The sequence below is a fragment of the Kitasatospora viridis genome, assembly GCF_007829815.1.
In the GTDB taxonomy this organism is placed as follows: domain Bacteria; phylum Actinomycetota; class Actinomycetes; order Streptomycetales; family Streptomycetaceae; genus Kitasatospora; species Kitasatospora viridis.
Map to the genome: position 1 here is coordinate 256,431 of NZ_VIWT01000005.1, position 12,501 is coordinate 268,931.

Genomic DNA, 12,501 nt, shown 5'->3' on the forward strand with positions numbered 1-12,501 from the left:
GGCTACCTGCCGAGCAGCAGGCCGGCCACGGTGAGCAGGGCGCCGGGGGCCAGCAGGGCGACCGACCGGCGGATCAGGCGGTACTTGGCGGCGAGGATGGCGCTGACGTCCACTGCCTGCACCAGTAGCCAGGCCAGCGGGTCGCGGGCCGCCTCGACCACCAGGGCGGTGAGGACCCGTGGGTCGCGGGTGCCGAGCAGGTCGCCGAAGTAGGTGGCGGCGGTGGGCGGTACGGGACCGGGCGGGCCGCCGGCGGGCCGGGCGGGCGCGGGGCGCAGCGTGCCGGTGCGCGGCAGCACCGCGCGGACCAGCGCCCAGGCGCCGGCCGCCCAGAGCGCGCCGCCGACCGAGAGCAGGACGGTGGCGGGCGCGGCGGGCCAGCCGTCCGTGTGGTGGTCCAGCAGCAGTGCGGGCAGGGCCAGGGCGGTGGAGAGCAGCACGGCGGCCTTGGTGTCGGCGCGCCCGATGTCCTCGCGCACGGTGGCCAGCAGGCGCTCGGCCACCTCCCGGGGGTCCAGGGCCGGGCTGATGACGGGAGCGGCCGGGATGGCGGGGTCGGTGCTCATCGGGCACCGTCCCCGGTCTCCCAGGGCCACTCCTCGTCGGGCCCGGCGGGCTCGGCGTCCCACTCCTGCGACGGCGCACCGTCCCACGCGCCCTGCCCGGCGCCGTCCACCCAGGTCGGCGTGTAGTCGGGCGGGCCCGGCTGCTTGCCCGGGCCCGGGCCCGGCTCCAGCGAGCGCCGGGGCGGACGGTTGAGGCTGCCCCGGATCTGGAAGCCGCCCTCCTTGAGCAGGCCGGTCACCTGCTCCTCCAGCTCGGGCGACTGGATCACCCCGTCCTTGATCAGCCCCAGGGTGGTGTCGAGCAGCCCGCGCCGGTCCGCCCGGGCCTCCTGGCGCAGCAGTTCGAGGTAGGCGCGGGCCTCCTCGGGGCGTTCGGCCAGCATGTAGGCGAGTTGGCTCCACTGGCCGCGCTCGATCATGGTCTGGAAGGCCCGCATGCGCATCTGCAGCAGCTCGACCCGGTGGCGCTCGGCCACCAGGTCGCCGTCGTGCGCGTGCCGGCGCCGCTCGTCCTCCCAGGCGAGGTCGCGCCGTCCGTCCGCCTGGGCCAGGGTCTTCTCGTCGGTGGTGAACCGGACGAACAGCCGCACCCGCAGGCCGAGTCCGTGGCCGAGGTCGTCCCAGCCGCCGTCCTGGCAGCGGGCGCCGACCACCCGCTCGGCCTCCGGGACCTCGTCGACCCGGTACTGCTCGCAGATCTGGCGCAGCCGCTCCACCACCGGTCCGTGCAGCCGCTCGGCGACGTCGGTGACCCGCTCCTCGACCACCACCAGGTGGTCGGTCACCGACCAGTGCGCGTCCACCTCGACCCGGAAGAAGGTGGCGCCGCCGCGTGCGGGCAACTCCACTTCCAGCCTGGTGACATGGGTGCCGCGGGCGATCTCGCAGACGGTCACCGGACGGGCCATCAGCCGCCTGCCGAAGTGCTCGGTGCCGCGGGCGGTGACGATGCTGTAGGCGCCCTTGCCGTAGAAGACCACCGAGGCGATCTGGCTGCGCGGCTGCGGCAGGCCGCCGGTCGGCACGTACTCGCGCAGGAACGGGCCCGCCAACTGGTCGGGCAGGCTGAGGTCGTGGTCATCCCCGGGCATCGGGTTCACCTCCGCGGTGGGCCGCTCCCGGGTCGGGGCGGGTGGTTCCGGTGGTCGCCGCGCGCCAGAGCTGCTGGGCCCGGTCCTTGGGCAGCGGGTCGTCGGGGTCGTTCATCATCCGGCGCAGCAGCCAGTCCAGCCGACGGCGGTCGCGCTGGTCGGTGAGCAGCGGCGGGAGCAGCGCGGCGAGTCCGGCGAGCACCGTCGGGCCGTCCGGTGCCGGCTCTCCGGCGGCGGCGAGCTCCTCGGCGGCCGCGTCCAGCCAGTCCTGGAGCACCTCGGTGGCGGCCTCGGCGGAGCGCGGGGTGTTGAGCGCCGTCCAGAGCAACTCGGCCAGCGGGCGGGCCCGGTCGGGGCGCAGCAGCGCGAGGGCCAACGGCAGCGGCAGCGACTGCGCCGGGGCCAGCTCGGGGGCGGCCTGGTCGTCCCAGACCTCGCTCAGCTCGGTGCTGGCCAGCTTCACCACGCAGAGCAGGCCCAGGTCCTGGTAGGCGGCCTGGCGGCGGCCGGTCCACTCACCGATCCGGCGCAGCACCGCCGCGTCCTCGCCGCCGGCCAGCAGCCGGACCACGTTGACCGCGGCGATCGCGGCCTGCGCGCCCTCCCGCCGGGTGCCGATCCGGCCCAGCGCGTCGAGCGCCTGCCGCACCGAGCCGGCCGCGTTGCCGTAGCCGAGCGCCACGGCGGCCGTCCAGCGCAGCCGGTCCAGGTCGCCCGCCGCCCAGTCGTGGACCAGCCGGTGCACCACCGCGCGGTGGCTCGGGTGGCGGGCGGCCTGGTCGAGCGCCAGCGCGGCGAAGACCCGGCGGCGCGGGGTGTCCGCGCCCGCCAGCGGGCGGACCAACTCCTGGTAGCCGTAGGAGAAGTCACGGGCGCACAGCTCGCCCGCCGCGATCGCCGCCCGGATCCACAGGTGCGGGCGCGGGTCGTCGGCCAGCATCCGCAGCCAGCGCACCACCGGCGGGCGGGCCGCGTGGTGGCGCTCCCACACCTCGGTGAGCACGGCGGCCGGCAGTGCCCGGCCCTGGTAGCGGACCAGCCGGGCCGGCACGGTCAGCCCCGCCGCCGCCACCTCGCCGTCGGCCAACTCGGCGCGCAGCAGGGCGAGGTCGCGGATCGGGTCGTCGCAGAAGAGTGGCCGGGCGGGCGGCGTCTCGGGGGACCGGGCGAGGGCCAGCTCCCAGGTCAGCAGGTGCGCGGCCTCGGTGACCGTGCTGTGCGGGGCGCCGTTCAGCACGGCCAGCGCGATCCGGGTCGCGGCCGGGTGCAGCAGGCCCGCGGCGTCGCCCGGCGCGGCGAGCTCCTGGTCCACGGCGGCGAACCACTCGTGGGCCTGCTGCCGGGCCAGTTCGCGGCAGTCGGCCAGCAGTTCGTCGCGGCTCCGGGCGCCGAGCAGGTGGCCGGCGATCCGGTCGGCCAGGTGCTCGGCCTCCACCGGCCGCAGCCGCTCCAGGCCGATCGCCTCGCGCAGCTCCGGCAGTTCGGCCAACTGCTCGGCACTGCGCAGGAGTTCGGGGCTCTCGGTGAGCTGCTCGGCGAGCCGGGCCCGCAGCACCTGGTCGGTCGGTGCGGGCGGGCAGAGCCGGCCGTAGCGGCCGGCCGGCCGGGTGCCGGCGCCGGAGACCACCACCATCGCGTACGAGTCGCGCTTGCGCAGCGCGGCCGACAGGGCGTCCAGCTGAAACTCCTGATGACCCGTCAGATCGGCATGAGCGGGCAGTTCGAGCAGGTGGCCGAGGTGTTCGCGCTGCTCGGCGCCGGTCACCAGCTCGGTCAGCGCCGCCAGGTCGAGGGCCGGGTCCACCCGCAGCACCCGGTCGGTGCCGGTCGGCCACCCGGGCCGGCCGGTCACCTCGTCGAGCAGCGCCAGCGCGGTGCAGGTACGGCCGGTGCCCGGGGCACCGCCGAGCACCACCACGCGCTGCGCCCGCAGCGCCCGGCGCAGTTCGACGTAGCCCTCCGGCTCGCGGTAGACGGTGCGGACCCGGCGCAGCTCGGCCTCCGGCACCGGCCCGCCGGTGACGGCGGCGCTCTGCCGGGTGGCGAAGAAGTACTGGTGGTGGCCGCCGACGGTGGCGCGCTCGAACCGCGCGTTCTCGAAGCTGTTCCAGTCGCCGCCGACGCCGAGCGAGGCGCGGGCCTCCCGGTGCGCCCGGGCGGCGGCGGCCAGGTCGCCGGGCCCGTCCTGCTCGGCCTCGGCGAACAGCGGGTCGTGGGCCAGGTCGCGGAACCGGGTGGCAGCCCGGTCCTGCTCGCTGGGCTCGCCGTCCGGTCGGTCCCCGGGGTCGGGCTCGGGCGGGTCCTGGGGGAGGTCGGCCTGCGGGTGGTCGGGTTCGGGGCGCTCCGGGCTCGGCTGGGGCTCAGGCACGGCGCGGCCCGCCGTTCGGGGCGTCCGGGGTGGTGCGGCCGATGTGCACCGGGGCCAGGTAGGTGTTGCCGTGGCTCTCGTTGTGGTCGCCGTGCACGGTCACCTGCGCGGCCCGGGTGGGAGTCGGGGTCGGGGCCGGGGCCGGCTCGGCGGCGCCGACGGGCCCGGGAGCGGCGTCCGCCGGGCCTTCGGCGTCCGCCGCCAGCGGCGCCGGTTTGGCCCGCCCCGGCAACAGGAACCAGCCGCGGGTGTCCAGCTCCTTCAGCCGCACCGGCGCGGGCAGGTAGTCCGCGGGCTCGATGAACCGCCCGCCGTGGCGGACCACGTCCTGGTAGAGCGGCTCCGAGGCGGCCACCACCAGGTCGGCCCGCTCCCGGTCGAGCAGCCGCCGGGCGGGCGGCGAGTCGGCCAGCCGGCAGGCCAGGTCCACCGCCCGCCCGCAGATGCCCATCGGATCGTGGGTGACCGGGCCGACGTTCAGCCCGACCCGCAGTCCGAGCGGCACGCGCAGCCCGGGGTTCTCCCGGCGCAGCTGCTCGTGCAGCTCGGTGACCCAGAGGCCGAGCACCCGGGCGGGCGGCACCGAGCCGGCCACCGCAGCCAGGATCCCGTCGCCCCGGTCCTCCCGGTGCACCGAGCCGGCCGGCACCGCGGCGGCGGCGAAGGCCTCGTCGAGGATCCGGTAGAGCAGCCGGCGCATCCGCGACTTGCCCGGGTCGTCGTAGGACGTGGACCGGCGGACGTCCACGTTGATCACCAACTCGTAGACCGCGTCCACTGCTTCCACCTGCACGTGCACTCCCACCGTTCGTCCGGGACCGGCCGGCCGTCCGCGTGCTGCTCGCGGGCGGCCCACCAGCCAGCATTCGCCGCTCGGGGGCGGCTGTCTGTGACGGTTTACATGCCTGATCGGATTTGCTGCCGATCCGCGAAGTGATCATCAACGACCGACCGTGGCCGTGGTGTTGGCAGATCCTAGACCCGAAGTGGCCGGATCCGACCAGTTCGGAAGCGGCTATTGCAGAGCCGTGGTTCAGATGTGACGGATCCTCAACTTCGTTTCCGCACAAGCCTGATGGGCCAACCGGCGCGTGTGCGCAGGGCGCGCCGCGAGCGCGCGCGGGCGCACTCGGGGCGCGCGGCAGCCGGAAGGGGCCGCGGCGCGGGCCGGAGTGACGCAGTGTCCGCCGGTGGGCCGAGGGCGGACGAAACGGTGAAAGGTTCGCCGATTACCGGAGTGCGGCGCGGTCGCAGGTGTACGCTGACCGCCGAGTTCACACCCTGGGGCGCAGGAAACGGTTCCGGCCCCTGCACAGCTGGGAGCCGTGAGGGGCCGGTGCGAGTGAGAGCGGCAGGGGCGTCAGGCGCGGCAGTCCGGGCAGAGCCCGCGGTAGGTGACCTCGACCGAGGCCACCGAGAAGCCGAACCGTTCCGCGGCCGGCAGCTGCGCCATCGGGTCGCCGGCCGGGTGGACGTCGCGGATCGTGCCGCACTCGGAGCAGACCAGGTGCTGGTGCGGCTGGTGCGCGTTGGGGTCGTACCGGCGCGCCCGGCCGTCCGTGGACACCTCTATGACCTCGCCGAGCGAGACCAGCTCGCCCAGCGTGTTGTACACCGTCGCCCGGGAGATCTCGGGCAGCCGCTGCGCGGCGCGGGCGTGCACCTCGTCGGCGGTGAGGTGCACGTGGTCGCCGTCGAGGACCTCCGCAACGACACGGCGCTGGGAGGTCAGTCGCCAGCCGCGCCCTCGCAGTCGCTCCAGCAGGTCGCTCATATCAGTCCACCTATTCGGGCTCAGGGGAATTCACGGAATTTTATCAGTGGATGTCCGGGCTCCGATTGGCTCCGGTGCTGGTGTTCTTCTTGACTTAGACCCTGTCCATCGTAGGATCGGTTCCAGCGATAGCCAAGGGGTAGAGCGATCCCGGTCCGGACCAGGCGGCAAGCCGGTCAGGGGCGGGAGCGGAGGAAGGATTCCCATGTCTGAGAACCTTGAAGCAGCCGAGGGCCGCTGCCCGGTCGTGCACGGCCGAGCGCCGCACCCGACCCAGAGCGGCGCCAACAGCCAGTGGTGGCCGAACCGCCTGAACCTGAAGATCCTGGCCAAGAACCCGGCCGTGGCGAACCCGCTCGGTGGTGACTTCGACTACCGCGCGGCCTTCAACTCGCTGGACCTCCCCGCGGTGAAGCGGGACATCGCCGAGGTGCTCACCACCTCGCAGGACTGGTGGCCGGCCGACTTCGGCCACTACGGCCCGCTGATCATCCGGATGGCCTGGCACAGCGCCGGCACCTACCGGATCAGCGACGGCCGCGGCGGCGCCGGCGCCGGCCAGCAGCGCTTCGCGCCGCTGAACAGCTGGCCGGACAACGCCAACCTGGACAAGGCCCGCCGCCTGCTGTGGCCGGTCAAGAAGAAGTACGGCCAGAACCTCTCCTGGGCCGACCTGCTGATCCTGGCCGGCAACGTGGCCCTGGAGAGCATGGGCTTCGAGACCTTCGGCTTCGCCGGCGGCCGCCCCGACGTCTGGGAGGCCGAGGAGGACGTCTACTGGGGCCCGGAGCAGACCTGGCTCGGCGACGAGCGCTACACCGGCGACCGCGAGCTGGAGAACCCGCTCGGCGCCGTGCAGATGGGCCTGATCTACGTCAACCCGGAGGGCCCCAACGGCAACCCGGACCCGCTGGCGGCGGCCCGCGACATCCGCGAGACCTTCCGCCGGATGGCGATGAACGACGAGGAGACCGTCGCGCTGATCGCCGGCGGCCACACCTTCGGCAAGACCCACGGCGCCGGCCCGGCCGACAAGGTCGGTGCGGACCCCGAGGCCGCGCCGCTGGAGGAGCAGGGCCTGGGCTGGAAGAGCAGCTACGGCACCGGCAAGGGCGGCGACACGATCACCAGTGGCCTTGAGGTCACCTGGACCGCGACCCCGGTGGCCTGGGACAACAGCTTCTTCGAGACCCTGTTCGGCTTCGAGTGGGAGCTGACCAAGAGCCCCGCCGGCGCCAACCAGTGGAAGCCGAAGGACAACGGCGGCGCCGGCACCGTGCCGGACGCGCACGACCCGGCCAAGACCCACCAGCCGGCCATGCTCACCACCGACCTGTCGCTGCGCTTCGACCCGGCCTACGAGCAGATCTCCCGCCGGTTCCTGGCCAACCCGGCCGAGTTCGCCGACGCCTTCGCCCGCGCCTGGTACAAGCTCACCCACCGTGACATGGGCCCGATCGCCCGCTACCTCGGCCCCGAGGTCCCGAGCGAGGTGCTGCTCTGGCAGGACCCGATCCCGGCCGTCACCTCCCCGGTGGTCGACGCCGCCGACGTGGCCGACCTCAAGGCCCGGATCGCGGCCTCCGGCCTGACCGTCGCCCAGCTGGTCTCCACCGCCTGGGCCTCGGCCTCCTCCTTCCGCGGCAGCGACAAGCGCGGCGGCGCCAACGGCGCCCGGGTCCGCCTGCAGCCGCAGATCGGCTGGGAGGTCAACGAGCCCGACCAGCTCGCCTCGGTGCTGCGCACCCTGGAGGGCGTCCAGCAGGCGTTCAACTCCGCCCAGGCGGGCGGCAAGCAGGTCTCGCTGGCCGACCTGGTCGTGCTGGCCGGCGGCGTCGGCGTGGAGCAGGCCGCCAAGGCGGCCGGCTTCGAGGTCGAGGTGCCGTTCCGGGGCGGCCGCGCCGACGCCACCCAGGAGCAGACCGACGTCGAGTCGTTCTCCGCGCTGGAGCCGAGCGCGGACGGCTTCCGCAACTACCAGGGCAAGGGCAACCGCCTGCCGGCCGAGTACCTGCTGCTGGACAAGGCCAACCTGCTCACCCTGAGCGCCCCCGAGCTGACCGTGCTGGTCGGCGGCCTGCGGGTGCTGGGCGCCAACCACGGCGGCTCGGCGCACGGCGTGCTCACCTCGACCCCGGGCGTGCTGACGAACGACTTCTTCGTCAACCTGCTCGACCTGGCCACCAGCTGGGCGCCGACCTCGGAGGACTCCACCACCTTCGAGGGCCGCGACGCCGCCGGTGCGGTCAAGTGGACCGGCACCCGGGCCGACCTGGTGTTCGGCTCCAACTCGGAGCTGCGCGCGCTGGCCGAGGTCTACGCGAGCGACGACGCCAAGGAGAAGTTCGTCACGGACTTCGTCGCCGCCTGGACCAAGGTCATGGAGCTGGACCGGTTCGACCTGGTCTGACCGTCCGGTCACTCGTCAACCGGCCGGCCCCGCTCGCGGGGGCCGGCCGGTCGGCGTCGGTCACCCGCCGCGACGCACCACGGCCCGGTAGTGGTCCAGCACGTCCTGGCGGAGCAGCAGGCCGAAGCCGGCCGACTCCAGCCGCAGGCCGAAGGCGGCCTCGGAGCTGCCGAACTCCTCGGCGGTGCGGCCGAGGTGCCAGTCGTTGGCGGCCAGCCGGGAGAGCAGGTGGGCCCGGCGGACCTGCTTCTCGGAGAGCCGGAAGGTCTTCAGGTAGGCCAGCCGGCCGTCCCGGTGGGTGATGGTCTCGCCGAGGTGGTTCTCCCGCTTGGGCACCAGCGAGGGCAGCAGCCGGCGCAGCGTGAACGGGCCCATCCGGTGGACCTGCCGGGCGGTGTACTCGGTCTCCAGCAGGTCGGCGGCGAAGAGCCGGTCGTGCGCGGTGCGCCAGTGCTCGGCCTCGCGCTCGGCGGCCCGGCGCAGCTCGGCCAAGCCCGTGATGCCTGAACCGCCCAGCTGGGGGCGGAAGTCGGTGACGGCCGGCATCAGCGTGGCGTAGTGGTGGACCAGTTCGCCGTAGAGGTCGTGCAACAGGCTGGTGTGCAGGGCCCGGTAGTCGGCCGGGTGCGGCACCACGAAGGCCGCCGCCAGCGCGTCCGCCAGGTAGAGCAGCATTCCGCACTGGCCCGGGTGGATCTCGAACACCCGCAGCGCGTCGGCCAGTCCGCGCACCGAGTGGCCCAGGTAGGCCTCCTCGGCGCGCGGGGACAGGCCCTGCCGGACCGCCCGCTGGGACCACTCGGCCCAGGCGATCACCGGCCCGCCGAAGTGCAGCGCCAGGTAGCCCTCCAGCGCCAGGTGCTGGGGCAGGAAGCGCAGCCGGCCCGGGCCCTCGCGGCGGGCGAGCCGGCGGTGCATCCGCAGCGGCAGCGCGGAGGGTGACGGCAGGTCAGGGCCGGGCGGGGTGACCTGGGTGCCGTAGGCGGCGGCCGGGCTGCCGTCGCCGGTCCAGTCCGCCACGAACCCGTGCGGCACGTAGGAGAAGTACGCGGTGCGCGCGTCGAGTTCGACCACCCCGAGCTCCTGGCCGGGGAAGAGCCGGCGGTGCAGGCGCAGGTCGGTGATCGGCTCCGCGCGCAGCAGCGGCACCAGCCGGACCGCGCCCCAGACCTGGGCGGGGCCGGAGGTGAGCCCGGTCAGCTCCAGCTTGGTCACGACTCCTCCTCGGCCGGGAAGGCCTCGCCCGGCAACGGGTCTCCCAGGAACGCCGCCACCCGGGCGTCCAGGTGGGCGCGCAGCTCGGCCAGCCCGGTGCGGCCCTCGGCGAACCGGGCCAGCTCGACCAGCGAGGGCAGGTCCTCGGCGTTGCGCAGCCCGGCCGTCGGGACGGTGGGCGCGAGCCGGCGCACGTCGAAGTCGTCCGCGTCGTAGACCGGGTTGAGGTGCACCACGGCCGTGCGGCCCTGCGGGTCCAGGCGGGTGCGCCAGATCCGCAGCACCTCGGCGGCCAGCCCGGGCGGCGCGTTGTCCCAGCCGTCCGAGACGATCACCAGCCGGTCCGGGGCGCCCTCCAGCGCGTCCAGGATCCGCAGGCCGAGCGGGGTCGGGCCGCTCGGGTGGGCGAGCAGCGCGTCGGTGCGGCCCGAGGTCCAGTAGCCGCGGTACTCGCCGGCCAGCGCCTTGAGCAGGTAGTGGCAGGCGAGGGCGGCGGCCAGCGGGCGGCGGCGCTTCTGGCCGGAGCCGTAGCTGGAGAAGCTGTCGTCCAGCACCGCGGCCACCCGGCCCCAACTCCCGTGCAGCGGACCGGCGGCGCGGCGGGCCGCCGCGGTCAGGGCGGCCGTCAGCTCGGCCCGGCGCTGCTGACGGTCGGTCAGCGGGAGTGAGAGCACGTAGGAGGCCAGCCGGGTCAGTGGCATCCGCGCCAGGTCGGCCGCCGCGCCGGACTCCTGGAGCCGCAGCCGCTCCAGCCGGGTGAGCCGGGGCGCGATCCGCTCCAGGAAGGCGTCGCGCGGGATCCGGTGCTTGGCGGCGAAGCCCTCGGCGACCGTGTAGGGCAGCTCGTAGACCGCCGCCTGCTCGTAGTGCGCCCGCCGCCAGGCGTCCAGCAGCGGCTCGGTGAAACCGGGCTGCTTGGCCGCGGTCGTGAACAGGAACCCGCCCAACTCGGCGCGCGGCGGCGCCAGGTGGGCGTGCCGCAGGGTCTGCTTCAGGCCGCCGCGGTACTTCACCGCGTCCAGCGCCGGGTCCGGCCGGGCGGCCAGCCAGTCCCGGACGATCGCCCGGGTGCGCCGGTTGTTCACCCGGGCCCGGCGCAGCTCGGAGAAGAGCCGGTACACCCGCTGCGGCGGCAGCAGCGAGAGCCGACGGGCGATCAGCCGGCCCTCCAGCGCGCGCTGCCCGGGCGTGGCGTCGCCGGCCGTGACCAGCAGCTTGCGGACCATCAGGGCCGCGTTGTGGTCGTTGATGTCCAGGGCGAGCACGGCGGCGTACAGCTCCCGGTAGTTCCCGAGCAGGTACTCGTGCAGGAAGTCCAGCGACATCCGCTGCTCCCCGGCGCCGCTGTGGAACTCGCGCTGCCCGGTGGCCGTGATCGCGGCGTTGACGAACAGCAGCACGTCGTCCGCGGCGATCAGGTCCTCGTAGGTCTCCACTCCCGCTCCCGTCAGGTCGGCCGGCCGGGGAGTAACGGGAACGAACTGCGAACTCATGCTGAAAAGGCATCTCCGGAAGTCGCACCACAGGCCCGCGGCCGGCCACCGCAGACGCTAACAGACGCGCGTTCGGGCGCCCCGAGGTTTTCCCGCCGCCGGGGGCGGGGTAGGGCTGCTCGCCGAACGGGACGAGGTCTGCCGAGAGGGGTCGCGGTGCGTGGTGAACGGGTTGCACTGGTGGGCGGGAGCATCGCGGGCTGTGCGGGTGCGCTCGCGGTCACGCGGGCGGGGGCGGGCGAGGTGGTGGTCTTCGAGCGGGCCGGCGAGCGGCTGGCCGACCAGGGCGTGGGGCTGGCGGTGCACGCGGACCGGTACGCGGAGCTGGCCGCGGCCGGCTACCTGGACGGCGCGATGCCGTGGGTGCGGCTGACCCGGCGGCCGTGGGTGGTGCGGGACGGGGAGCGGCGGGCCGGGCGGGAGATCGGGGAGCTGCCGTTCCCGTTCCGCTCCTACAGCTGGGGTTCGCTCTGGCGGGAGCTGCGCGGGCGGCTCCCGCAGAGCGTGGACTTCCGGCTCGGCGTGGGCGTCACCGCCGTCGAGCCGGCGGCGGACGGGGCGCGGCTGCGGCTGTCGGACGGCACCGAGGAGCGGTTCGACCTGGTGATCGGCGCCGACGGCTACCGCTCGCGGGTGCGGGCGGCGCTGGACCCGACGGCCGTCGCCGAGTTCGGCGGCTTCCTGGCCTGGCGCGGGACGCTTCCGGTGGCGGAGCTGCCGGAGCCGGCCGGGGCCTTCGCCGAGACCGACGCCACCTCGGTCGGCTTCCCGGGCGGGCACCTGATCGCCTACCGGATCCCCGGGCGCGACGGCACCGGCACGGTGGTCAACTGGGTCTTCTACAGCGCGCCGCCGGCCGCCGCCGCGCAGCGCTTCGCCGACCCGGCCTCCACCCACCCGAAGGCGATCCCCGAGGACCTGGTGCAGCACCAGCGGGAGCTGGTGGAGCGTCACTTCCCGCCGTTCTGGCAGGAGGTGATCGGCCGGACCGCGGACGCGGAGCGGCTGCTCCAGCCGATGTACGACATGTCGGCGCCACGGTTCGCCGGCGGCCGGCTGGCGCTGCTCGGCGACGCCGCCTCGATCGCCCGGCCGACCACCGGCAGCGGCGCGGTGAAGGCGCTGCAGGACGCCGTCGCGCTGGAGCGGGCGCTGCGCGCGCACCAGGAGCTGCCGGCGGCGCTGGCCGCCTACAGCGCCGACCGGGCGCCGCTCGGCCGGGCCACCGTGCAGCTCGGGCGCAGCCTGGGGCAGGCCATGGTGCTGGGCACGCCCGAGTGGGCGGGGATGGACCAGGCGGCGCTGGACGCGTGGTGGCGGGAGGCGGAGGGCGGGCACGGCAGCGCGTTCGGCGGGCACCGGCTGGGGCGGTCCTGACGGGCCGTCCGGGCGGGTCGTCACTGGCGGGCCGTTCTGGCGGGCCGTTCCGGCGGGCGGTTCTGGCGGGCGGTTCGACAATGGCGCATTTCTTAGCGTGAACACCTCATAAATCGCGCGTAGTCCATGCCCGGACGGGACAGGGATCTGAACCGGTGTCACCACACGACCGAACCGGAGGGTCCCGTGCGCAAGAAGTTGCTCGTC

General features: G+C 74.8%; 9 protein-coding genes. 2 read left to right on the plus strand and 7 right to left on the minus strand.

Annotated elements, in window-relative coordinates; genetic code table 11:
- Positions 1-2: 2 nt before the first annotated feature.
- From FHX73_RS37770 to FHX73_RS37790, 5 genes are all read right to left on the minus strand, one after another.
- Positions 3-566 carry a Pycsar system effector family protein gene (locus FHX73_RS37770; RefSeq protein WP_246214131.1) on the minus strand — a complete coding sequence of 188 codons (564 nt, stop codon included), beginning with the start codon at positions 564-566 and terminating at the stop codon, positions 3-5.
- Complete coding sequence (locus tag FHX73_RS37775; protein ID WP_145910566.1) at positions 563-1,657, minus strand: hypothetical protein; 1,095 nt, start codon at positions 1,655-1,657, stop codon at positions 563-565. The genes FHX73_RS37770 and FHX73_RS37775 overlap by 4 nt, the downstream gene beginning before the upstream one ends.
- Positions 1,644-4,025 (minus strand): hypothetical protein, encoded by a 2,382-nt coding sequence (locus tag FHX73_RS37780; protein WP_145910567.1) that lies wholly within the window; start codon positions 4,023-4,025, stop codon positions 1,644-1,646. Before FHX73_RS37780 ends, FHX73_RS37775 begins: the two co-directional genes overlap by 14 nt.
- Positions 4,018-4,818: a nucleotidyl cyclase domain-containing protein gene (locus FHX73_RS37785; protein ID WP_246214132.1), complete on the minus strand. Its 801-nt coding sequence runs from the start codon at positions 4,816-4,818 to the stop codon at positions 4,018-4,020. Before FHX73_RS37785 ends, FHX73_RS37780 begins: the two co-directional genes overlap by 8 nt.
- A gap of 567 nt (positions 4,819-5,385) precedes the next feature.
- Entirely contained in the window at positions 5,386-5,799 is a 414-nt protein-coding gene (locus FHX73_RS37790; protein ID WP_145910568.1) for a Fur family transcriptional regulator, read from the minus strand.
- Between the two features lie 205 nt (positions 5,800-6,004).
- On the opposite strand from FHX73_RS37790, the gene katG reads away from it, so the two are divergent.
- Positions 6,005-8,209 (plus strand): catalase/peroxidase HPI, encoded by a 2,205-nt coding sequence (gene katG / locus FHX73_RS37795; protein WP_145910569.1) that lies wholly within the window; start codon positions 6,005-6,007, stop codon positions 8,207-8,209.
- Positions 8,210-8,269: 60 nt separating this feature from the next.
- Here katG and FHX73_RS37800 read toward each other — a convergent pair whose 3' ends face one another.
- Positions 8,270-9,424: an ARPP-2 domain-containing protein gene (locus FHX73_RS37800; RefSeq protein WP_145910570.1), complete on the minus strand. Its 1,155-nt coding sequence runs from the start codon at positions 9,422-9,424 to the stop codon at positions 8,270-8,272.
- Entirely contained in the window at positions 9,421-10,917 is a 1,497-nt protein-coding gene (locus tag FHX73_RS37805) for a hypothetical protein (protein ID WP_246214133.1), read from the minus strand. Before FHX73_RS37805 ends, FHX73_RS37800 begins: the two co-directional genes overlap by 4 nt.
- Before the next feature lie 180 nt (positions 10,918-11,097).
- Here FHX73_RS37805 and FHX73_RS37810 point away from each other — a divergent pair, with 180 nt between their 5' ends.
- Positions 11,098-12,294, plus strand: a complete 1,197-nt coding sequence (locus FHX73_RS37810; RefSeq protein WP_246214134.1) for an FAD-dependent monooxygenase — start codon at positions 11,098-11,100, stop codon at positions 12,292-12,294.
- The last annotated feature ends 207 nt before the right edge of the window (positions 12,295-12,501 follow it).